This is a genomic window from Alishewanella maricola (assembly GCF_016343785.1).
Lineage (GTDB): Bacteria > Pseudomonadota > Gammaproteobacteria > Enterobacterales > Alteromonadaceae > Alishewanella > Alishewanella maricola.
Genome location: NZ_JAEINI020000002.1, coordinates 18,579 through 42,407, shown reverse-complemented (window position 1 = coordinate 42,407; position 23,829 = coordinate 18,579). Strand labels below are relative to the sequence as shown.

Sequence of the window (23,829 nt, the reverse complement as noted above, 5' to 3'; positions counted from 1 at the left end):
GAAGTTGGGTCATGAGGTTAGCGCAGCAGCAAGGTTGGGATATTTTTTGTGCCGTGGTCGATAACTTTGGTGATATTGGCATTTGTTGGCGTTTAAGTCGGCAGTTGGTCGCCGAGCATGGGCTGGCTGTACGCTTGTGGGTCGATGATTTAGTTAGTTTTCAGCGGCTTTGCCCTGCAATCGATCCCAATCTGACAGAGCAACAGCAGGCAGGTGTGCTGATTTGTCATTGGCAAGCGCAAACGCCTTGGCAGAGTATAACTCCTGGCACCGTGGTGGTTGAGGCGTTAGCCTGTACTATTCCTTTTGCTTATCAGCAGCAAATGGCGCAGCAGGCTGTGAAACCGCTGTGGCTGAACTTAGAATACTTATCTGCTGAGAGCTGGATTGAAGCGTGCCATACTATGGCCTCACCACAGCCACAGTTACCCTTAATTAAATATTTCTTTTTCCCCGGTTTTAGTGCAAAAACCGGCGGCTTACTGTGTGAGAAGGGTAGAATTGCACAATTAAGTGCCTTTCAACAAGATGCGTTGGCCCAGCAACACTTTTGGCAACAATTAGGCATCAGCTTAACAGATGAAAACACCTTAAAAGTGTCGTTGTTTGCTTACACCCAGCAAGCACTGGGCAGTTTATTGGCCTTATGGCAACAGTATGACCGCTCGGTGTTATGTGTTATTCCGTTAGGGGCTTTGGCCGACCAAGCCAAACAATTACTGCCAGGTTTAAGCCTTGAGGAGCCCTGGCAAGCGGGATCGTTGACAGTGCATTTATTGGCGTTTTTACCGCAGCCGCAATACGATTATTTACTCAGTGCCTGCGATATTAATTTTGTACGCGGTGAAGACTCTGTGATCCGAGCGCAGTGGGCGGCTAAGCCTTTTATTTGGCAAATCTATCGGCAAGCAGAGCAAGCGCATATTGATAAGTTATCCGCTTTTTTAGCGCGTTATACAGCGGCGTTTCCCGCTGAGCTGGCAAGTGTTGTACAAAAATTGCATTTACAGTGGAATACCGAGCAAGATGTGCAACACAGTTGGCAAGATTTCGCCTTGGTTAGCTCACAAATTGCGCAGCTAAATCAATTATGGCGTAACAAATTAGAAAGCTTTGGAGATCTTGCTAGCAACCTCGTGCGTTTTGCTGAAAAAAAAATTATAATGTAGCGCAATTTTTCCTAACAAGAAGATATTCTCAAATGATGAAGACAGCACAAGAAGTCCGTGCCGGCCAAGTAATTATGGTTGGAAGTGAGGCAATGGTAGTGTTAAAGGCCGAGTTTAACAAATCAGGCCGTAACTCTGCAGTAGTAAAAATGAAAATGAAAAACCTGCTTAATGGTCAGGGCATGGAAACAGTTTACCGTGCTGATGACAAATTTGAGCAAGTCATGTTGGAAACTAAAGAAGTGACGTATTCTTACTTCGCCGATCCAATGTATGTATTTATGGACGCTGAATACAATCAGTTTGAAATCGAAGCTGAATCAATGGGCGAAGCACTGAAGTACTTAATCGACGGTATGGAATGTTCAGTGGTATTCTACAACGAGCGTCCTATCTCTGTTGATTTACCCACAGTGGTTGTGCGTACCGTAACTTACACTGAGCCAGCAGCGCGTGGTGATACTTCTGGTAAAGTGATGAAACCAGCGAAACTGGAAACCGGTTTTGAGCTGATGGTTCCGGCATTCGTAGAAGAAGGCGATCGTATCGAAATCGATACGCGCACCGACGAATACCGCAGCCGTGCTAAGTAAGAGCATCTGAGCAAAAAAAAGGCGCGTAAGCGCCTTTTTTGCTTAGGCTTGTTAACGTTTAACGATTGGACACCTAATGACTAATAACGATATTCTGCGTCGTCTGCGCTTTATTATGGATTACAACAACAGCGCTATGGCGGCAACCTTTGCGCTAGGGGGCTTAGTGTGTAGTCGTGAACAGATTATTGGCTGGCTGGCAAAAGAAGAAGATACGGTATTTTTAGCATTAGAAGACCAAGCGTTGGCGCAGTTTTTAAATGGCTTAATCAGCAGTCAACGTGGCCAAAAAGAGGGCGAGCAACCGATCGCGGAAGCGCGCTTAAATAACAATATTATTTTACGTAAATTGAAAATCGCTTTTACGCTGCGTGATGATGATCTGTTAGCCTTGTTGTTATTGGCTGATTTTCGCATGGGCAAAGCGGAACTCAGCGCATTTTTCCGCAAACCTGATCATCCCCATTATCGGCAATGCCAAGCGCAAGTGTTGCGTAATGTGCTAAAAGGCTTACAGCTTAAGCTGCGTCCTTAACGGCTATGCAGTTGTAAATCGCCTAGCGTGATAGCCGAGTGGCTTTTCTTTAATTGGCTTAAAAACAGTAGGGCACAGCCGTAGGCATCTTCTAAGGCATGATGCTGTGCACTCACCGGTAGGTGATGTCGCGCCAAGCATTGCGGTAAGCGCAGGGCATCAGTCGCTAGCCGCGATCCCAGCTTTTGCAGGCGATGATATTCGATATTCAGCGTGTCCAGAAACAGCATGCGGGGCGCCTTGCCAAAGTGCCGCTGAAAAGCGATCTGTAAAAAAGCCCGATCTAAGCGGCAATGATGTGCGACAAAAATATAGCCGGGATACTGCTTAAGCAAAAACGTTAATACGTCGGCTAACTCTTGGGCATCTTTTAAGTCGCTGTCGTGTAAGCCATGATAAATGGCACTTTGTCCGACACTGACCGGTGCTTCAATTAAGTAATGCCGCGCTTCACTCAGCCGAATATGTTGCTCAACAATAGGCAACCAGCCGATACTCACAATATGATCTTGTTTGGCATTTAAGCCGGTGAGTTCTAAATCTAATACTAAGTAACGACACTCGCGTGCCGGTGTGTCAGCACTGGGTAAGGCCACCTGATTAAACGTCAGTATTTCGGCATACAACTCGGGGTTTTTCTGTAACCATCCAAACATTTACATTTCTCGACAGTAACGATGTTTCATGGACGATTGTGCGCCGTTGATTACCGCAAAACTGTCTTTTAATTGATGCCGTTGTAAACCCGACAGTACGGCAGGATCCAACAAATTACTGGCTTCATGGCCTTGGCTAATATCGTGTAAATGCTTATCCCAACGCAATTGCGCTAAAATATCAAAAGCATCCGATAAATTTTGGGTATCTTTTGCTTCCATAATACCGTCTGCCGCCAAGCGCTCTAAACGCTGACGTGTATTTACCTCATGGATCCCATTTGCCAGAGCATACACCCGCACGATATCGGTAATTAAGCTGATGCCACGTTTTTTCAGATCCAAGCCTTTTTTTTGTTTTCCGTCGTGTTCTAGGATAAAGTTTTTTAAAAAACTCAATGGTGCTGTACGTTGTAATGCGGTTTGTGCCAGTTGTAATAAAAATAATGATTGATTAGTCCGGGCTAAGATATCGTGTTGCAGCGCGTTAAATAGCCCCTTTGAGCCTTCAACCACGCGCATATCAAAGAAGATACTGGATTTAAGAATAGCGTCAGGGGTCGGCGAGGAGATCCAGCGCGCAAACTTTCCTGACCAACCTTTTAAACTCATTCTAAGCTCAGGGTTCGATGCCATAATATTGCCCGGGCACAAAGTAATACCGCAACGAGCCAAACCTTGACAGACAAAATCGGCTAATTTGGCAAAATACTCGCCAATCTCGCCGCTGGGCTCTTTTTCCAGTAATAAGGCGTTATCTTGATCAGCATTAATACTTTGATCCATACGAGCTTGTGAGCCAAAACACAACCAGCTAAATACGCAGGGCGCGGGGCCAAACTCATTCTGGGCTAATTTGATTAAACGCTGCGTCAGCGCATCGGTGATGGTGGTAATAATATGACCCGCTTCATAGGCAGGCACTTGCTGCTTACCTAAAATCAGCGCTAAGTTATTAATTTGCATGCTGCAATGCTCTAAGCCATCGATCGAGGTTTGACGATGGATCTCACCAATCAAATACACGGGGTGATCTTGCTGAGAGCGGATCACATCTGTGGTTGTGATCATGCCATAGCTAATACCTTGGTCCATCACCGGTAAATGGTGCACATTAAAGCGGCTCATCAGCTGGACTGCTTCAAACAAATAAGCATGCTTATCAATAGTTTGTGGTTTTGGCGTCATCACTTCTTTCACCGGTGTTGCTGCTGGTAAGTTGTCCGCCAGAACACGACTGCGTAAATCGCGGTCGGTTAAAATTCCAATTAAGCGTTCGTCTTGTTCAATTAATAAAGAGGAGACACGTTTTTCAGTCATTAATTGGGCAGCGGCTTGCACGGTTTGTTCACCATGTATGGCAATTTTGCGCGCTTGGGCAATGTCAGATACTTTTAAGGTAAAACGCGAGCCTTGTTGCTCTTTGTATTGATGTAGCCTTCGGCCAAATAAGCGCTGAAAAAAGATATCAATATTTTTATATTGATAGCGCATTTGATGAAAAGCCGTGGCCGGTAACCAAAATAATAAACCATCTTCTTCACAGATCAGTTGATCGTTATCAGCTAGGCCGGTTAACAGCAGTTGATAACCATAAAAATCACCTTCTTCCAGTTTGGTAAGCAATTGTTGTTGATCACTATAGAGTGCATAAATGCCGGTGCGAACGATTAGTAAATTTTCTGTGCTGCTATCCACCGTTTCGCCCGTTTGGCAATAATACACATTAAGTGCTGCCGCCAAATCCGCTAGTTGCCCCTCAGCTAACTGATCAAAGGGAGTGGTGTGTGCTAAAAATTTACTGACTTCGGCAACTTCCATGATGCGCTCCTGTTTTAGTTCGTTTAGGCCGGCTTTACTTTGCGCATAGCAAGGTAATGATGGGATCGGTTGCCGACAATGGACGCCATTGCGCAGATAAGGCTTCATCCGCAGTGGGGATCTGCAAGTTTTCGGTAAAGTCAGCCTGAGCCATTTGTTGGCAATGTACAACTTGCGGTACGCGTTTAGCACTCATGCGCCGTTCAAAGAAATATAAGTCGACTAACACCAGCGCGGAATTGCGCTGATTGACTGCGGCATTAGCCACATCGGCGGCGATAAAACGTAAAGTTTGAGGAAAGAAATAACTCCAAGGACGCCATGGCGCGGTTTGTTCAATGGTTTTTACCACCGCAACGCCCTCAGGTAATAAGCTTGTTTGATGACTGTACCAGTTGTATTCACTGTGAATTTGAAAGCTAAGCATACCCACCGCAGCGAACACAGGGATGAGCCAACGGGGTAGGCGCTGACGACTGATAAAGCGTAAGCCCAGGGCAACGCCTGCTGCGCCTAAACCTGCAAAAATCGTTGCAATTAATTCCCACAACATAACGGACTTCCTAAAAAATTCGGGCTTTCCAGAGAAAGCCCGAGGGTGAGGCAGAACAAGCTGCTCTTACGCTAGCCATGTTCTGCCACGATATTAATGATCGATGGCTTGGCCTGCACCACGTGGCGAACGCACACTTTCTACCAGTTCTTGGATGCGCTGTGGAGGGGCTTCTGTCATCGATGATACAACAAAGGCAACGGTGAAGTTAATCATCGCACCTACTGCACCAAACGACAGCGGTGAAATACCGTAACCTGTACCACCAAATAACCAGTTATCAGGTGTGTTAGCGAAAGACGCAGTACCTGGGATGAAAAACCAGCCTAGGTATAAGAAGATATACACACAGGTAGAGATTAAACCTGCCAGCATACCTGCAATGGCGCCTTTATTATTCACTCGCTTAGAGAAGATACCCATCATCAATGCAGGGAAAATAGAAGCTGCAGCGATACCAAAGGCTAAGGCCACCGTTTGTGCGGCAAAGCCTGGCGGGTTCATCCCTAAGTAGGTGGCGATAACAATGGCGACCCCCATGGAGATCCGTGCGGCTAACAACTCTCCTTTTTCACTAATATTCGGATTGATAGAGCCTTTGATTAAGTCATGACTGATCGCGGACGAAATCGCTAACAATAAACCGGCTGCAGTTGATAATGCTGCTGCTAAACCACCGGCCGCAATTAAACCGATAACCCAGCCTGGTAAATTAGCAATTTCAGGGTTGGCCAGAACTAAAATGTCATTGTTTACTGTCAACTCGTTACCATTCCAACCACGTTCTGCCGCTTTTTCAGCAAAAGCAGGAGAATCGTTATAGAACTGGATACGACCATCACCGTTTTTATCGTCAAACTTGATTAAACCGGTTGTTTCCCATGTTTTCATCCAATCTGGACGTTGCGTGTAATCAACCGCTTCAGCTGTTGGTCCTGCAGGGTAAATTGTGGTTAATAAATTTAAACGTGCCATTGACGCAACAGCGGGTGCCGTTAAATACAATAACGCGATAAACACTAATGCCCAACCTGCTGACCAACGCGCATCGGCTACTTTAGGCACAGTGAAGAAACGGATAATAACATGGGGTAAACCTGCAGTACCGATCATCAGTGACAGCGTGAACAGCACCATGTTCAGTTTATTATCAACATCTGCGGTGTAATCTTGGAAACCTAACTCACGAACAATCATATCTAACTTAGCCAGTAACGGCATTCCTGATTCGATATGGGTACCAAATAAGCCTAATGGCGGTAAGAAGTTACCGGTAAGTTGTAATGAAATAAACACTGCCGGAATAGTGTAAGCAATGATCAGCACGACATACTGTGCAACTTGCGTGTAAGTAATACCTTTCATACCACCCATTACCGCGTATAAAAATACGATAACAGCCGCAATGATCAGACCCATGTCGCTGCTCACTTCAAGGAAACGAGAGAACGCCACACCGGCACCGGTCATTTGACCGATAACGTAGGTTACTGATGCGATAATCAAACAAGCTACCGCAACTAAGCGAGCTCCTGTGCTGTAAAAGCGATCACCGATAAAGTCAGGTACGGTAAATTTACCAAATTTACGTAGGTAGGGGGCTAACAGCATGGCTAATAAAACGTAACCACCGGTCCAACCCATTAGGAAAGTGGAATTAGCATAACCACCAGCCGCAATTAAGCCAGCCATAGAAATGAACGATGCCGCTGACATCCAGTCGGCGGCGGTTGCCATACCGTTCATGACTGGGTTGACACCACCACCGGCCACGTAGAACTCTTTAGTTGAACCCGCTCGGGCCCAAATAGCGATTGCGATATAGAGGGCAAACGAGCCGCCAACAAATATCAAGTTTATTGCAAATTGACTCATCCTGCTTACTCCTCGTCCACACCGAATTCTTTATCCAGTTGGTTCATTCTCCAGGCATAGAAGAAGATCAACGCGATAAACGTAAGAATAGAACCCTGTTGTGCGAACCAGAAGCCCAGATCAGTACCGCCGACGCTAATACCCGCCAGAAACGGCCGAAGTAAAATACCAAAGCCATAGGATACGGTTGCCCATATCACTAAGCTGATGATTATGAGGCGCAGGTTAGCGCTCCAATATGCAGCGGCATTCGTGTTATTATTTGCCATAAGTTGTGTCTCCTTTAGTTTTTATTTTCGAGCAATTCTAATGTAGCAGTAGTTAGCTGCTCTGCTAGCCCGACTTTAGTCGAAGACTTGTACTGAAGCATTGACAAGGTGCCGCACTAAAACCAAAGTTAGCTGACAACCCTAAATGGAGAATCCCGTGACTGCGTGGACTGTAGCCCTATTAGCCTTAATGTATGTCGGTGGTTTGTTTTTAATTGCCAATTGGGGTGAACGCCATGCCGACGATCGTCTAATACGAAAGTATGGCGGTTTAATTTATAGCTTGGCGTTAGCGGTCTATTGTACCTCTTGGACCTATTATGGTGCAGTGGGTACGGCAGTGACCCGCGGCTGGGATTACATTGCTATTTATTTAGGGCCTATTCTGCTGTTTATCTTCGCGCAACCGTTTTTATTTAAGCTGTTGTATGTGTCGAAAAAACAAAACGTGACCTCGATTGCTGACTTTATCTCTGCCCGCTATGGTAAGCGCAGCAATATCGCCACTTTAGCGGCCATTGTTTGCTTGATTGTTGTAATACCTTATATTTCGTTGCAATTAAAGGCGGTGGCAGGCTCTTATCAGGTATTACTTGGCGGCAGCTTTGATGACAGTAAATTAGCTTGGTATCAAGACAGTGCCTTATTAAGCGCCATCGCTATGGCGTTTTTCGCCATTTTATTTGGTACACGCAAACTTCACCTGACCGAGCAAAACCGTGGGGTGATGGTAGCCATCGCCTTCGAATCCGTGGTGAAGCTATTTGCACTTTTAATGTTGTCCATAGCTGTGTATGTATTCTTAATTGATACTGATCAGTCTGTGCTTCGTACTTTTGCCTTGCATTCGGTGTCGCAGCAAGAACAACTGACTACACCCGGTTGGGTTGAATTTATTACGAAAACACTGCTGGCGATGGTCGCGGTGTTTTTGCTACCCCGACAATTTCATGTCGCTTTTGTCGAAAATGTCTCGCATCATTATTTACGTCATGCCAGACGCTGGTTTTCCGGTTATTTAGTTTTAGTCACCTTAGTGGTAATCCCGATTGCCGTGGCCGGTATGCAACTGTTTCCCGATATGCTGGAGCTGGCCGATAGCTTTGTGTTGTTAATCCCTTCACGGATGGAATGGAACGTTTTAAGCGTATTAGTGTTTATCGGTGGCTTCTCTGCCGCCACGTCGATGATTATTATTGCGACCTTAGCTTTAGCCACGATGATCAGTAATGATGTGGTGATGCCTGGCTTATTAAAGTCGAGTAAGCAAAAAGGTTTATCACACGATTACAGCCTATTAATTTTGGTGGTACGGCGTACCATGATTGTGGTGGTAATGGCGCTGTCTTATCTGTATTACAGTGTCTTTGCTCGCAACTACGAATTGGCCGAAACCGGTTTGTTAGCCTTTGCGCTGACCATTCAATTAGTCCCTGCGGTCGTTGGCGGGCTTTATTGGCGTCGTGGTAATGCTTATGGCGTGTATGCGGGTTTAAGCATTGGTATGGTGTTGTGGTTTTACACCTTAATGTTACCGCAACTGGTGAATGCCGGGGTATTAAGCAGCGCCATTATGCAGCAGGGGGTCTTTGGGCTGAATTGGCTTCTGCCTACGGCCATGTTTGGTATTAAGCTGGATTCGTTAAGCCATGGTGTCTTGGTGTCGCTGGGCTTTAATGTGCTTGCTTATACGTTGGTGTCGTTAAGTACCAAGGTAAACTTGCTAGATCGCTTACAGGCGGTGGCCTTTGTTAAACCGAATTTACCGATTAAACATCAAGATACGCCAGCGCGGCGTATTCGCATTCATAACAGTGATTTAAAAATCTTACTGGAACGATTTGTTGGTAATCAACGTGCCGCAGAGTGTTTAGCCGAATTTGGTCGTAAACAGCAAATGACTCTGCAACTGGATGACTTGCCTAGCGTTGGGTTAGTCGAACACGTTGAACGTGAACTCGCTGGGGTCATCGGCGCGTCGTCTGCCTCTACTATGGTTAATGCGGTACTTGAAGGGCGGCAACTGGCGTTTGAAGATGTCGTCACCTTGTTTGATGACACTACACAGGCCATTCAATTTTCGCGCAAAATATTATTCTCAACGCTAGAACACTTAAGCCAAGGGGTCAGTGTGGTTGATCGTGATCTGAATTTGGTCGCGTGGAATAAATCCTACTTAGAGATGTTTAATTATCCAGATGGTATGGTGCGTGTGGGGCGGCCGGTGGCAGATATTGTGCGGCTTAATGCGGAACGCGGACTCTGTGGCGTCGGTGATCCGGATGAGCACGTTGAAAAACGTATTATGCATATGCGAAATGGTACGCCTCATGTTTTTCAGCGGGTGCGACCTGATGGTAAAGTGATCGAAATGCGCGGTAACCCCATCCCTGGCGGCGGTTTTGTCACCAGCTTTACCGACATCTCGGACCATGTTAAAGCCGTGCAGGGCTTAGCCGAGGCGAAGCAGCACTTAGAAGATCGGGTGCATGAGCGTACGCAAACTATTTCTGACATGAACCAGGAGTTACTGGCTGAGGTAGGGCGTCGTCGTGAAACAGAACAGCAATTACTGCAAGCAAAAGCCGAAGCTGAAGCGGCGAATGCGTCGAAAACCCGGTTTCTTGCTTTAGCCAGCCACGATATTTTACAGCCGTTAAATGCCGCGCGCTTGTTTACTGCCGCTTTAGCAGGCATTCACGACAAGCAGCAACAAAGTGCGATTTTAACGCAGCTTGATAATTCGCTGAAAGCTTCAGAAGAGCTGATTTCAACCTTATTAGAAATCGCCAAACTTGATGATGGTAAGTTACAACCGAATGTACAACCGGTACCGTTAAAAGAATTATTAATGCAATTAGCCGACGAATATGGCTTGGTGGCCAGTCAAAAAGGCTTATCCTTAACAGTAAAAACCAGCTCGTTACAAGTGCAAACCGATGCCACTTATTTGCGGCGGATCTTACAAAACATGTTATCTAATGCCATTAAGTACACCAATAAAGGACGCATTTTACTAGGTTGTCGCAAACGTGGTGATCATTTGTTATTGCAAGTGTGGGATTCTGGCCCGGGTATTGGTGAGGCTGATCTGCAGCGTATTTTTGAAGACTTTTATCGCATTGATGCCACGGCTAAAGGCCAACAAGGGCTGGGTTTGGGCCTAGGGGTGGTCAATCGGATGGCGAAATTACTTGGCCATGAATTGTTAGTGAAGTCTTGGCCGGGTAAGGGCACGGTGTTTAGTATTCGCTTGCCGTTAGTGCTTGGTAAGCGTCGCCAAGAACTGCCTCTGCCAAGCCCTCTGCAGCAAAGGCCCTTACCAGGGTTGTCGGTGGTGTGTGTCGATGATGATGCGGCTAACTTAGCGGCGTTAAAAGTCTTATTACAGCAATGGCAGATCACTGATGTGCAGTGTTTTTATGATGAACAAGAGTTACTTAGTTATGCGCCGAACCATCCCGCACCGGATGTGATTATTATTGATTATCAACTTGGCCAACATTTGAATGGCTTAGATGTGTATCGGCAGATCCGTCAGTATTGGGGAGAGGTAAATGGCATTTTGGTGTCGGCTTCACCTCAAGCTGATTTAGCGGTCTTAGCTAAAGCGGAGTCGTTGATGTTTTTAGCTAAACCGATTAAGCCGGGGGCGTTACGGGCAACCCTGAATCATTTTAAAATGCTGAAAAGGGCCGCTAATTAGGCCCTCGCTGGCGATTTAATGGCAAACAAGCACTTATTGTTGTTGTGCCATAGCGCGATCAACCGGCGGCTCTAACGTCAGCCGTTGCGCTTGGATCACCACTTGGGTGCGGTTAGTACAGCCCAGTTTACGAAAGATTGCCGTAATATGCGCTTTAACCGTAGCTTCTGAGATATGCAGATCATAAGCAATTTGTTTATTTAACCAACCCTCAGTTAAATAATACAAAACTTTGTATTGCTGCTGGGTTAATTGCGCCACCCGTGAGGCTAAATCCAAATCTTGCTCGGTATCACCTTGTTCTAAAATTTGTTTTTGCAAATTCTTCGGAACCCATAACTCACCATCTAGCACCGCATTTAAGGCGGTACTGATATCAACAGGATTAGCGGATTTTGGGACATAGGCAGAGGCGCCAAACGACATGACGCGGCGGATCACATCCAAATCTTCACTCGCTGAAATCACCACGATTGGTAAACTGGGATAGTTTTTCCGCAGTTGAATTAACCCCAAGAAACCGCAGTTTCCCGGCATATGGAGATCGAGTAATAACAAATCAGCATCGGGATGTTGTTCTAGGGCGGCACAGGTGCTTTCAAAACTGTCTGTTTCAACGGTGGCTTTGGTCGCAAAAGTACTGCTGATAGCATTAATAAGCGCGTTTCTAAATAGCGGATGGTCGTCTGCTACGATTAACTTTGCCATCTTCCCTCCAGTGGTTTTAGCTTGTTTTTTTTATAAGAAAGGCCGCATGGTAGCGGCCTTTTCTGCTGCGACTGGAGACACACCAGCTCTTCGTAAGAGGACGGGTGTCTTACTTACGATTTAAGCGGTTATTTACCAATAATTCAACCACTGATGGATCAGCCAGTGTAGAAATATCTCCTAACTGATCATGTTCATTGGCTGCAATTTTTCGCAGGATACGGCGCATAATCTTACCAGAGCGCGTTTTCGGCAATCCGGCAGGAGCCCACTGTATCAGATCTGGCGTAGCGATAGGTGAAATTTCTTCACGCACCCAGGCTCTAATCGCTTTGGTTAGCTCTTCACTGGGTTCTACACCCACCCGAGGTGAAACATACACATAGATACCTTGGCCTTTAATATCGTGTGGGTAACCGACTACGGCAGCCTCAGCAATCGCTTCATGCGCAACAAGACAGCTTTCTATCTCAGCGGTGCCTAAACGATGGCCAGAAATATTTAATACGTCATCGACACGACCCGTTAACCAATAATAGCCGTCTTCATCTCGACGTGCACCATCTCCGGTAAAATACACCCCTGCATAGGTGCTGAAGTAGGTTTGCTCAAAGCGTTCGTGATCGCCAAATAAGGTACGCATTTGTCCAGGCCAGCTATCCGTGATAACTAAGTTACCTTCGCCCGCACCTGTGACGATATTGCCTTCGTTATTCACTAACGCCGGTTTAACACCAAAGAATGGCCGCGTTGCCGAGCCAGGTTTTAAGGCTGTGGCACCCGGTAATGGCGTAATTAAAATGCCGCCTGTTTCTGTTTGCCACCAAGTATCAACGATAGGGCAATTACCCTTACCAATTTTTTCGTGATACCAATTCCATGCTTCTGGGTTAATGGGTTCACCGACGCTACCTAAGATCCGTAACGAAGATAAATCGGCACCGGCAACAGGCGCATCGCCATGCGACATCAAGGCGCGGATGGCTGTTGGCGCGGTATACAAAATATTGACTTGGTATTTATCTACAATTTGCGCAATACGTTTTACGCTAGGGTAGGTAGGAACACCTTCAAACATCACGCTGCTGGCGCCATTGGCCAGCGGCCCGTAAATAATATAACTGTGGCCTGTAACCCAACCAACGTCTGCGGCGCACCAGTAAATATCACCTTCTTGGTAATCGAAAACATATTGATGCGTCATGGCGGCATACAGCAGATAACCGCCAGTGGTGTGAAGCACACCTTTGGGCTTACCGGTTGAACCGGAGGTATAAAGAATAAACAGTGGATCTTCCGCATTCATCGGCTCAGGTGCACATTCTTTAGGTTGTGCAGCAAGCAGATCATGATACCAAACGTCCCGACCATGGTGAAAATCAATGCTTTTGCCAACATGTTTAATCACAATGACATTTTTAACTGGGTTGGTGTCGCCAAGATGCGCTAAGGCTAAATCCGTGTTGTCTTTTAGGTTAGTAGCACGGCTTCCCCGTAAGGCTTGATCGGTGGTGATCACCAATTTTGAATCACAATCGACGATACGGCTGCCCAATGCATCAGGCGAGAAACCGGCAAACACCACCGAGTGCACCGCACCAATTCGAGCACAGGCCAATAGCGCAACGGCGGCTTGCGGGATCATCGGTAAGTAAATGGTGACCCGATCACCTTTATTCACACCTAGGGCTTTCATGCCGTTGGCCAGTTGGCAAACCTCATCATACAGTTGTTGATAGGTAACTTTTGACTCAACGCCAGGCTCATCACCTTCCCAATAAAAAGCCACTTGATTGGCTCGTGTGGCAAGATGGCGATCTAAACAGTTAACACTGGCATTTAGCACACCATCGGCAAACCAATTGATTTTCACTTTGCCCAGTTCATAACTGGTGTCTTTCACCTGAGTGAACGGTTTAATCCAATCCAGTTTCTTGGCTTGTTCGCCCCAGAACTGATCAGGTTGCTCAATTGATTGTTGGTACAGTGCTTGATATTGCTCATCAGTTACATGGCAATGCTGCTTGATTTTTTCAGGCACCGGATAAAGAGTTGGTTGCGTCATATCATCCCCTACGGATTATCGTAATTATTATTAATCATTACTAACGGAGACAGCTGTTTAAAGAAATTAGACCATAGTCTAGACGATGTTAAAACAGAGTGCGAATTGCGACTAAAGGCTAATTGCGAAGATGCAGACTGTCGCTCAGAGTTTGGATAGAATAAAAAACGACATCAGTACTACTATAAAAAAACATGGAGAACTCCAGATGAGACAAAGTAAGACACGGAATACCTTAGCTGCGGCTATCGCATTAGCCTTAACTGCAGGCGCTGCACATGCGAATAACGGCTTTAAAGTGGGCGACACCGAAGTGAGTTACGGTGGTTACGTCAAACTTGATATGATGGTTAGTGATGCAGACGGTGACATAGCGTCAATCGGGCGTGATTTTTATGTCCCTTCTGTCACACCGATCAATGGCGACAGCACAACACGTTTTGATATGCACGCTCGTCAAACGCGTTTCTTCTTTAGCACCTCGACCGATTTAGGTAACGGTGAAAAGATGACAGGGCGTATTGAATTTGATTTTCAAACCAGTAATAACGGTAACGATGAGCGTACCACCAACGGTTACAGCCCCGTTATGCGTCATGCTTTTGTTAATTACAAAAATTGGACAGTTGGCCAAACCTGGTCAAACTTTATGGACTTACAGTCTTTACCAGATACCCTAGACTTCGTCGGTAATGCCGATGCGGCTATCTTTATTCGTCAAGCTCAGGTTCGTTACACTTCAGGTAATTTCTCTATTGCGGTAGAAAACCCAGAAAGTACGGTCACGCCATTTGGTGGCGGCGCTCGTATCACCACAGATGACAATGCCACTCCTGACTTTACCGTGGGTTACAACTTTAAAACTGAAAATGCTTCTTTCCGGGTGGCCGGTTTGCTTCGACAAATTGCTATCGAAAACGGCGTATTAGATGACAGCGTAGCGTCTTACGGTGTGTCTTTCAGTGGTAAATTTAACCTTGCTAATAAAGATGATATTCGTTTTACCATTAACACCGGTGAAGGTTTAGGCCGTTATGTCGGTTTAAATGCTTCTAATGGCGCGGTATTAACCGGCACGACAAGTGATGCTGAACTTGAAACCATTAAATCAACGTCTTTCTCCGTGGCGTATCGTCATCTGTGGAATGACAAGTGGCGTTCAACTTTCTTATATTCAGCGTTAAATGTTGATAATGACACCAGCTTGACCGGTACTTCAGCGAATAAATCCATGCAGAGTTACAGTGTCAATGCGTTATACCAGTTCAATACCAAATTTATGATGGGTGTTGAATACAAGTATGCTAATCGTGAAATCGAAAGTGGTTTAGATGGTGATATGCACCGTGTGCAGTTCAGCGCTAAATACGACTTCTAAGTTAAATAGTTAACTTTCTAAAAACGCCTCTTTTGAGGCGTTTTTTATGGCCGCAGCACTTGCTGCCAATGTTTAGCTTTAATAAAAACGTGTTATAGGCGCTTAACTACCAACATGACGCCTGCTCCGTTTTAGTTGGCTCAGTAAGCGCAAAACATTCTGAGTAGACTGATTATTCAAGCCATCTTGCCTCGCTTAATAAGCCGTTGCGATATAATACTTTGCTGGCTGGCTGGCTGGCATTGCAAACCTTTGTCAGTAAACCGTTGCAAGTGTCGACTCAAGCGCGAGGTTGGATCAGATAATGCCAGCACAAGCTGCAGCGATGTTAGCTTAGCCTCACTTGCACCCTAGATTAGCGAATAAAGACATTTTACAGCCATGCTTGATAAAACAAGCTGCATAAAATAATGCACTAAAAAACAGCCAATAAAAAAGCCGGCAAGGCCGGCTTTTTAACTCAGATGCGACAATTTTACTCGGGTTTACCCGGTTTAGTCATCGGTGCTGATGCCGATTGACGCGCAAACGCCGAGCCGGCCGGGCGACTAGAAGAGCTGACAACCGGACGTTGTTCAGCAGTGACTGCCGTGACGACGTCTGTTTTGGCTTCTTCTGTTACCGTTTGTGGTTTCGTCATTTCTGCTACGACCATGTTACCAAAGCGACTGCCTGTAGCTTTTGCTGCTTTAGGTTGGGCTGTGACAACAGGAGCGGCTATAACCGCTTCAGCTTTAGCCGGTTCCTCTTTAGCCGGTGCAGCTGCAACTGGAGCCGCAGCCGCAGAGGCGGGGGCCGCAACGTCAGCTTTAGCCGGTGCAGTCGCTTCAACCGGTGCAGTCGCTTCAGCAACAACCGGTGTTGCTACTTCAGCTGGCGTTACATCAACTGGCGTTACTTCGGCTGCAGCCTTGTTACTGTTTTTGGCTGCCACGGGCACAGCTTCGGCTGTCACTTCTTCAGCTTTTGCTGCTGTAGCAGGGGCTTTTACCGGCTCAGTAGGTACAACCACCGCGGTAGGCGTCGCTTCTGGCTCAGCTAATTCTAGCTTTTGCTGTTGCGGGCTTTGCTCAGTTACCACAGGGGCTGATGCCGCTTCATCGGTTGCAACAGTGGCCGCTGCCGTCTCATCTGCTTTTACTGTGTCAGCACTGGCTTTGGCTGGGCGACGACGGCTACGGCTGCGTGTTGGCTTCTCAGCGTCATTCGCAGGGGTATCGACGGCATCCGCTACAGGCTCTGATGTGATAGGCTCTAACGCGTCAGTTGTGGCATTCGCCTCAGTACTCTCTGTAGCACTCGACGCAGTATTTTCTGTGGCAACCGGCTGTTCAGTGGTAGCTGTCGTGTCGGTTTGTTCTTTACGACGCTTTTGACCGGCGGCACGTAAATGCCGTGGCGAACGACGACTGCGACTGCGAGGCTCAGAACTTTCAGTATCAGAGAGGCTTTCAGTTGTAGTGGCTGTTTCTGCCTCTGTTTCGTTACTGTCCGCGGCAACGCTTTCAGCAGTTGCGATAGCCGTTTCAGCAGCCGGTTTGGTTTCGCTGATTGGCGAAGCCTCGGCGACTACCACGGGCTCTGATACGCTCGAGCTCTTGACGTCAGCTGCAGGGCTGGCGGTTTCAACAACGGTTGGCGCCGCAGTAACGGTTGCGGTTTCAACGGCGTTAAGCTGCTCTTTTGCTGGCGCTTGGCTTGCTGCAGCTGTTTCTGCTTTGGCAGCGTCAACCGCAACGACAGCGGGTGCTAGTGTGTCGGCAGCTTCTGCTTTAGCTAAACGTACAGAGCGCTGCAGATTGCGACGTTGCCGACGTTCAGCGGCTGCGGCACGGCTGTTTGGTTCATCCGCTGTTTCTGCCGACGGTTTTTCAGCACGTGGCTCAGACGCGGCTTTACGAGGTTCCGCAGCGCGAGCAGGTTTATCTTGCGATTGAGGGCGATTACGCTCTGGACGAGGCGCTTTCTCTTCAACAGCCGCTGCTTTTTCAACGGGTTTTTCAACCGCTTTATCTGCTGTTTTTTCTTGATCCGGACGACGACGACGGTTGTTACGACGACGTGAGTTGTCGTTGCGATCAGAACGTTGCTCGTTGCGCGGCTCTTTCGAGCTGTTGGCTTTCTGCTCTTTAGTCACTGGCGTGGTTTCGGCAGAGGGAGTTGCTGGTGCAAATACACTGCTTAACCAGGTGACCAACCGACTGACTAAACCCGGTGTTGATGGCGTAGCCGCAGGACGGACAGCGCTGGCTGGGGCCGCTGCTGGCGCAACAGGTGCAGCTACCTGAGCAGACGCTTGTGATAAGCTTAACGCGGAAACCGCAGGTTTTTCTTTAACGGCGTCACTGCTTGGCTGATATAGCTTAGTACTGTGCTCGGGCACTTTAGGCAGAGTGTAGCTGGCATCTTCGATTTCTTCGTCGATACGAATACGTGTCACTTCGTAGTTTGGCGTTTCTAAATGCTCATTCGGGATAATAAACACCCGAATACCATTACGCTGTTCAATACGACGCACACCTTCACGCTTTTCGTTCATTAAATACGTGGCGACAGACACCGGTACCTGCGCATGGATCTGGCTGGTGTTGTCTTTAATCGCATCTTCTTCAATTAAACGTAAGATTGATAAGGCTGACGATTCAATACTGCGGATAGTGCCACGGCCATGACAACGAGGGCAGACGTGTCCGGCTGACTCACCCAGTGAAGGGCGTAAACGCTGGCGTGACATCTCTAACAAGCCAAAGCGCGAAATCCGGCCAATTTGCACCCGAGCGCGATCTTGTTTTACCGCATCTTTTAAACGGTTTTCTACTTCACGTTGATGGCGCACCGGCGTCATGTCGATAAAGTCGATAACAATTAAGCCACCTAAGTCACGTAAACGTAATTGGCGAGCAATTTCATCGGCCGCTTCTAGGTTGGTGTTAAAGGCGGTTTCTTCGATATCGCCGCCTTTGGTTGCTTTTGACGAGTTAATGTCAATGGCGGTTAACGCTTCGGTGCTATCGATAACGATAGAGCCACCTGAAGGTAAACGCACCTCGCGGCGGAAGGCGGTTTCAATCTGGTTTTCAATTTGGTAATGCATAAACAACGGCACTTCACCCTGATACATTTTTACCCGGTGGGCAAAATCAGGGCGGAACTGTTGGATATACACTTTAGCTTCTTCAAAGATTTTCTGGCTATCAATTAAGATCTCGCCAACATCACGACGTAAATAATCACGGATCGCACGGAAAACCACGTTGCTTTCTTGGTGAATTAAGAACGGACCCGTGCGCTTTTTAGCTTCTTCGGTGATGGCTGACCAATGCTTTAATAACGCTTTTAAGTCGTAATCTAGCTCTTCGTAAGATTTACCTACACCGGCAGTACGCACGATTAAACCCATGCCATCGGGCATTTCTAGTTGGCCTAACGAATCTTTTAACTCTTGACGCTCGTCACCTTCAATACGACGAGAAATCCCTCCCGCACGCGGGTTGTTGGGCATTAATACCAAGTAAGAACCGGCTAAACTGATAAACGTCGTTAGCGCAGCGCCTTTTTGGCCGCGTTCTTCTTTATCAATTTGGATGATGACTTCCTGACCTTCTTTAACCACTTCCTTAATGTTAGGACGGCCATCGAAGCTATAACCAGAGGGGAAATATTCACGGGAAATTTCTTTTAGCGGTAAAAAACCATGACGATCAGCACCATAATCGACGAAGGCCGCTTCTAGACTGGGTTCAACACGGGTGATTTTGCCTTTATAAATATTCGCTTTTTTTTGTTCATGGCCTGGGCTTTCGATATCCAGGTCATACAGTTTTTGGCCATCGACCAATGCAACACGAATTTCTTCTTCTTGCGTTGCGTTAATTAACATTCTTTTCATTGTTGGGTGACTCATTTATGCAGCCACAACACAACTTTTCCGGGCACCTGGGTGTTCAGACGTTATCAAACACATAATGCTGCAGTCTCCCGACTGGGTGCTTGAGGGAACCTAATTTTTTACTCGTTACAGTAGCGAGCCTACACGTATTGTTGGGGCAGGCTAAACTGTCTTCGTTTTTAAATCTGACACACATCGCCATAAAGCGCTGCGTTCTGGCTAATCTTTATTTTTGCTCGGTGACCGGATCTTGTGTTTTGCCGTTGTTGGTAACAAATTACGCAACATTACCTCAGGCAAATGGCAGTGAGTAAACGCCGGGGGTATAAAAAACATTGGTTTTCACCACGATTTCGGTATGATCACATCCCCTGACGGTGCCGCACAACTTCTCTTATGTCACTGTGAGCGCCCTAATTGCCGAAACTCGGCAGAATTAGCGGGGTGATTATCCCACTATTCCGCCTTGGATAGCAACTGAATTGTAATATTAGCAGAGTAATTTAAAGCCATGACTGATGAAATAAAATTGCCGGTGCAAATGATTGAAATCGAAAGTGATTTTATTGGTCAGCGCATAGATAACTTTTTGATTGCCCGGCTGCGTGGCGTACCTAAAAGTGTCATTTATCGGGTTTTGCGAAAAGGTGAGGTGCGGGTCAACAAAAAACGCATCAAACCTGAATACAAGCTGCAAGCTGACGATGTGGTGCGTGTACCGCCGTTTACCGTTGCTGCAGAGCCGGATGCTATCTCTGTTAAATTGAGCATGGTAAAAGATTTAGAGCAGCATATCTTGTTTGAAGACGCTGATTTAATCGTGTTAAACAAACCATCAGGTATGGCGGTTCATGGCGGCAGTGGCTTGCAGTTTGGCGTTATTGAAGCCTTACGTGCTCTGCGGCCCTTGGCCAAACATCTTGAATTAGTTCATCGCTTAGACCGTGATACCTCGGGCTGTTTAATGATTGCGAAGAAGCGTTCGGTGTTAACGCATTTACATGCCCAGTTACGTGATAAAACTGTTGAGAAAAAATATTGGGCGTTAGTATCGGGTGATTGGGACAACAAAATGCGTAAAGTGACCGAGCCGTTAAAGAAAAACACGCTGCAATCGGGTGAGCGAGTGGTGCGGGTCGATGCTAAAGAAGGCAAAGAATCGGAAACGCGTTTTCGTATTTTGCAGCGTTATCAGGAAGGCACCTTAGTAGAAGCCTTTCCGGTAACAGGCCGTACTCACCAAATTCGGGTTCATACCGCCTGTAAAGGTCACCCGATAGCCGGCGATGACAAATACGGTGATAACACCTTTAGTAGCCAAATGAATAAAATTGGGCTTAATCGGTTATTTTTACATGCTTACAGTTTAAGTTTTATGCATCCCGGCACCGAGACAACCATGCGGTTTGAAGCCCCGCTGGATGAGCAGTTAAACCAAGCCATGAGCCAATTAACGAGAAAATAAGATGTCAGCAGTCAAGTTAGTGATTTTCGATTGGGATGGCACCGTCATGGATTCCGTTGGGCGAATTGTCTCCTCGATGCAAGCTGCTGCCTTGCATACCGGACTTGCTGTGCCAAGCACGGCCGCGGTGCGGCATATTATTGGTTTAAGCTTAGATCCGGCATTTGACATGTTGTTTCCTAGCGCTAATTCCGCGCAGCGGCAGCAACTATTTGAGCATTATCGCGATCAATATGTGCAGCACGACACCACGCCGACACCGTTATTTGCCGATGCCGAGCAGGTGTTACAGCAATTAGCTGAGCGTAATGTACTATTAGCCGTAGCCACGGGAAAGGCGCGCAAAGGCTTAGATCGCATGTTTGCCGAAACCGGTTTAGCGCGCTATTTTGCTACCAGTCGCTGTGCCGATGAAGCACAATCAAAACCCCATCCCGATATGTTACAACAAATTATTCAACAGCTTGGTGTTGCTGCCAATGAAGCAATTATGGTGGGGGATACCAGTCATGATCTGAAAATGGCTCAGGCTATTGCCATGCCTAGGATTGGGGTGAGCCATGGCGCCCATGACGTTGCTGTGTTGCAACAATATGCGCCATTAGCCATTATCGATCGGCTAGCTGATTTACCCGCTTGGGTGCGCTAAGCGCTGTTAAGGCTCAAGTAACAGATCTCGGCCAGCTTGGCGCAGCAGTTGCAACAGCTTAATCAGTGGTAAGCCGATTAAGCTGTTAGGATCATCGCCTGCTAATTTACTGAATAAACAAATGCCTAAGCCTTCGCTTTTAAAGCTTCCAGCGCAATCCAACGGCTGTTCTCGTGCCACGTAACAGCGGATCTCTGCCTCAGTCAATGTGCGAAAATGCACCTTAAAACTATCAAGTGTGGTTTGTGTTTCACCTGTTGCGGCATTAACTACGGCTAAACCCGTAAGAAATTGCACCGCTTGGCCGCTAAATTGGCGTAATTGCGCGTAGGCTTTTTCTTCCGTATGCGGTTTGCCAATAATGTCTTTACCAAATACCGCCACTTGATCTGAACCAATCACTAAGCCACTCGTTAACGTACTGGCCACGGCGTGTGCTTTTTCGGTTGCTAAACGCTGTACCAAGGCTTCGGCGCTTTCACCGACACGGGGTGTTTCAATAGTGTTAGGGGCAATACATTGAAAATTTTCAGTTAATTTACTTAACAACGCGCGACGGTAGGGCGAGGTTGAAGCTAAATATAGTGAAGGGCGTTCGGCAATAGTCACAAAATAGTCCTTTTATAAACAACAGGGTGCACACTATAATACCCTGCTGACAAAAATGTTGAAAAACCTGCAGAACCCTTTGACAGCAAGGGGCTGCTTCTATATGATGCGCGCCTTATGCAAAAATTGAAAATACCTGTTACGCTCGATCCGGTTAAAGCAGCACAAAAACGTTCCGGTTACTCCGGTATAGTGCCACTAAACACCTTAATCCGTCTTAAAGAAGGGTTAATGGCGTACCAAGACGACGTAACAGTCAGAATTGAATGCGAAATTGACCAGCAAAACCTTACTGTGTTAAACGGTACAGCGCATTGCCAGGTAAGTGTTAAATGTGAGCGTTGTGGTGAACCCATACCACTCACACTAGACGTAAGTTTTGCATATACTCCTGTTAAAGGAGATGATAACGCGGCTTTGGAATTGATTCCTGAGCGCTATGACGTGGTCGAGCGTGATGAGCACGGCGAGATTAATTTACGGCAGTTGATTGAGGATGAACTCATTCTGGCATTGCCACTGTTTCCGATGCATGATGCGGTTGATTGTCAGGTTGATCCTGACTCACTTAGCTTCGGTGATATCGGGCCAGAGCCAGAAAAGCCCAACCCATTCGCTATACTGCAAGAATTGAAAAAAAAGTGATTTAGGAGAAATACAATGGCTGTTCAGCAAAACAAAAAATCTCGTGCACGTCGTGACATGCGCCGTTCACATGATGCATTAACTGGCCCAACGCTGTCAGTTGATGCAACTACCGGTGAAACTCACCGTCGTCACCACATTACTGCCGATGGTTACTTCAAAGGCCGTAAAGTAAAATAAGTCTGGACGCACTTATCCTAACCGGTAAGCACGTGCAGCAGCTAAAGCCTTCTTTGGCTTTAGATATGATGGGGGGCGACTTCGGCCCCCAATCTACTATTCCTGCCGCTTTGGCAGCGCTTCAAGAATTCCCTCATCTTCAATTAGTTTTATGTGGTGATCAGCCAGTACTAGAACAAGCGTTAAAGCTTGCTGGTGTGGTCGACGAACCGCGTATTCGTTTTGTTCACAGTACTGAGCAAGTACTTATGGCCGACAAGCCGGCGTTAGCGTTACGCAGCAAACGTGAAAGTGCCATGCGTCATGCCTTAGAACTGGTTGAACAAGAACAAGTCCACGCCTGTGTCTCCGCCGGCAATACCGGTGCCTTAATTGCAATCGCACATTATGTGTTAAAAATGCTTAACGGCGTTGAGCGACCAGCTTTAATCAGTGCTTTGCCCAGTTGCCAAGGTAATCCGGTTTATATGTTGGATTTAGGTGCTACGGTAAACTGTGATGCGGATACGTTATTTCAATTTGCCATGATGGGCGCGGTGATGGCCGAGCAAGTTATTGGTATTAAAGCCCCACGGGTGGCCTTGCTGAACATGGGCGAGGAAGAAATTAAAGGCTCAGATCAAATAAAACGTGCCTCGCAATTATTAACCGAATGCAACGGTTTGAATTATATCGGCTATATTGAAGGCAATGATATTTTTTCTGGCAAGGCTGATGTGATTGTTTGTGACGGCTTTGTGGGTAATGTCGCGCTGAAAACCTGTGAAGGCGTTGCTAAGCTGATTATTAAGCGGGCGCAACAGAGTATTAAACAACGGCCATTAGCCGCTTTATTAAGCTGGTTGTTTAAACCTGTGCTAAAAAGTCTTTATCAGGGAATGAACCCCGACCACTATAATGGTGCAAGTCTGATAGGATTGCGCGGCATCGTAGTGAAAAGTCATGGCAATGCGACAAAAGACGCATTTTTAAGTGCCATCCGACAAGCTGTGCGCGAGGTTGAACGCCAAGTGCCAGCCAAAATAAAAGATCGGTTGGAACAAGTTCTTATTGATAAAGCATAG

19 protein-coding genes are annotated in these 23,829 nt (G+C 46.8%); 10 read left to right on the top strand and 9 right to left on the bottom strand.

The features are described 5' to 3' along the window. Positions 1–11 precede the first annotated feature (11 nt). The 3 genes from earP to JAO78_RS03640 all read left to right on the top strand — a co-directional run bounded on the left by earP (position 12) and on the right by JAO78_RS03640 (position 2,297). Entirely contained in the window at positions 12–1,169 is a 1,158-nt protein-coding gene (gene earP, locus JAO78_RS03650; RefSeq protein ID WP_226749997.1) for an elongation factor P maturation arginine rhamnosyltransferase EarP, read from the top strand. 35 nt (positions 1,170–1,204) lie between these two features. Further along, positions 1,205–1,762: an elongation factor P gene (gene efp / locus JAO78_RS03645; protein WP_226750373.1), complete on the top strand. Its 558-nt coding sequence runs from the start codon at positions 1,205–1,207 to the stop codon at positions 1,760–1,762. 76 nt (positions 1,763–1,838) lie between these two features. Then, positions 1,839–2,297, top strand: a complete 459-nt coding sequence (locus tag JAO78_RS03640; RefSeq protein WP_226749996.1) for a YehS family protein — start codon at positions 1,839–1,841, stop codon at positions 2,295–2,297. On the opposite strand, the gene JAO78_RS03635 is transcribed toward JAO78_RS03640, so the two are convergent. The 5 genes from JAO78_RS03635 to JAO78_RS03615 form a co-directional block, all read right to left on the bottom strand. After that, positions 2,294–2,953, bottom strand: a complete 660-nt coding sequence (locus JAO78_RS03635) for an exonuclease domain-containing protein (RefSeq protein WP_226749995.1) — start codon at positions 2,951–2,953, stop codon at positions 2,294–2,296. The genes JAO78_RS03640 and JAO78_RS03635 overlap by 4 nt on opposite strands. Beyond that, positions 2,954–4,774: a putative nucleotidyltransferase substrate binding domain-containing protein gene (locus JAO78_RS03630; RefSeq protein ID WP_226749994.1), complete on the bottom strand. Its 1,821-nt coding sequence runs from the start codon at positions 4,772–4,774 to the stop codon at positions 2,954–2,956. It abuts the gene before it with no gap. 34 nt (positions 4,775–4,808) lie between these two features. Beyond that, positions 4,809–5,327 (bottom strand): hypothetical protein, encoded by a 519-nt coding sequence (locus JAO78_RS03625; protein WP_226749993.1) that lies wholly within the window; start codon positions 5,325–5,327, stop codon positions 4,809–4,811. A gap of 93 nt (positions 5,328–5,420) precedes the next feature. After that, on the bottom strand, positions 5,421–7,202 hold the full coding sequence (locus tag JAO78_RS03620; protein WP_226749992.1) for a sodium:solute symporter family protein: 1,782 nt from the start codon (positions 7,200–7,202) through the stop codon (positions 5,421–5,423). A gap of 5 nt (positions 7,203–7,207) precedes the next feature. Then, positions 7,208–7,471 carry a DUF4212 domain-containing protein gene (locus tag JAO78_RS03615; protein ID WP_226749991.1) on the bottom strand — a complete coding sequence of 88 codons (264 nt, stop codon included), beginning with the start codon at positions 7,469–7,471 and terminating at the stop codon, positions 7,208–7,210. A 157-nt stretch (positions 7,472–7,628) separates the two neighbouring features. On the opposite strand from JAO78_RS03615, the gene JAO78_RS03610 reads away from it, so the two are divergent. Next, the gene (locus tag JAO78_RS03610; RefSeq protein ID WP_226749990.1) at positions 7,629–11,177 is read left to right on the top strand and encodes a PAS domain-containing hybrid sensor histidine kinase/response regulator; all 3,549 of its coding nucleotides are present in this window, start codon (positions 7,629–7,631) and stop codon (positions 11,175–11,177) included. A 33-nt stretch (positions 11,178–11,210) separates the two neighbouring features. Here the strand turns inward: JAO78_RS03610 and JAO78_RS03605 are convergent, their stop codons facing one another. Both JAO78_RS03605 and acs read right to left on the bottom strand, forming a co-directional pair. Continuing rightward, a complete protein-coding gene (locus tag JAO78_RS03605) occupies positions 11,211–11,885 on the bottom strand; it encodes a response regulator transcription factor (protein ID WP_226749989.1) in 675 nt (224 codons plus the stop codon). A gap of 109 nt (positions 11,886–11,994) precedes the next feature. After that, positions 11,995–13,950, bottom strand: a complete 1,956-nt coding sequence (gene acs / locus JAO78_RS03600) for an acetate--CoA ligase (RefSeq protein ID WP_226749988.1) — start codon at positions 13,948–13,950, stop codon at positions 11,995–11,997. Positions 13,951–14,158: 208 nt separating this feature from the next. On the opposite strand from acs, the gene JAO78_RS03595 reads away from it, so the two are divergent. Next, positions 14,159–15,328 carry a DcaP family trimeric outer membrane transporter gene (locus tag JAO78_RS03595; RefSeq protein WP_226749987.1) on the top strand — a complete coding sequence of 390 codons (1,170 nt, stop codon included), beginning with the start codon at positions 14,159–14,161 and terminating at the stop codon, positions 15,326–15,328. A 475-nt stretch (positions 15,329–15,803) separates the two neighbouring features. Here JAO78_RS03595 and rne read toward each other — a convergent pair whose 3' ends face one another. Then, the gene (rne, locus tag JAO78_RS03590) at positions 15,804–19,217 is read right to left on the bottom strand and encodes a ribonuclease E (RefSeq protein ID WP_369413458.1); all 3,414 of its coding nucleotides are present in this window, start codon (positions 19,215–19,217) and stop codon (positions 15,804–15,806) included. Between the two features lie 511 nt (positions 19,218–19,728). Here rne and rluC point away from each other — a divergent pair. Both rluC and JAO78_RS03580 read left to right on the top strand, forming a co-directional pair. Next, on the top strand, positions 19,729–20,682 hold the full coding sequence (gene rluC, locus JAO78_RS03585) for a 23S rRNA pseudouridine(955/2504/2580) synthase RluC (RefSeq protein ID WP_226749986.1): 954 nt from the start codon (positions 19,729–19,731) through the stop codon (positions 20,680–20,682). Between the two features lies 1 nt (position 20,683). After that, positions 20,684–21,331 carry an HAD family hydrolase gene (locus JAO78_RS03580; RefSeq protein WP_226749985.1) on the top strand — a complete coding sequence of 216 codons (648 nt, stop codon included), beginning with the start codon at positions 20,684–20,686 and terminating at the stop codon, positions 21,329–21,331. A gap of 6 nt (positions 21,332–21,337) precedes the next feature. Here the strand turns inward: JAO78_RS03580 and JAO78_RS03575 are convergent, their stop codons facing one another. Next, complete coding sequence (locus JAO78_RS03575) at positions 21,338–21,940, bottom strand: Maf family protein (RefSeq protein ID WP_226749984.1); 603 nt, start codon at positions 21,938–21,940, stop codon at positions 21,338–21,340. Between the two features lie 117 nt (positions 21,941–22,057). Between JAO78_RS03575 and yceD the strand changes: the two genes are divergently transcribed. The 3 genes from yceD to plsX all read left to right on the top strand — a co-directional run bounded on the left by yceD (position 22,058) and on the right by plsX (position 23,829). Further along, positions 22,058–22,585: a 23S rRNA accumulation protein YceD gene (gene yceD / locus JAO78_RS03570; RefSeq protein ID WP_226749983.1), complete on the top strand. Its 528-nt coding sequence runs from the start codon at positions 22,058–22,060 to the stop codon at positions 22,583–22,585. 15 nt (positions 22,586–22,600) lie between these two features. Continuing rightward, entirely contained in the window at positions 22,601–22,765 is a 165-nt protein-coding gene (gene rpmF / locus JAO78_RS03565; RefSeq protein WP_226749982.1) for a 50S ribosomal protein L32, read from the top strand. Between the two features lie 65 nt (positions 22,766–22,830). Continuing rightward, complete coding sequence (plsX, locus tag JAO78_RS03560) at positions 22,831–23,829, top strand: phosphate acyltransferase PlsX (RefSeq protein ID WP_229588036.1); 999 nt, start codon at positions 22,831–22,833, stop codon at positions 23,827–23,829.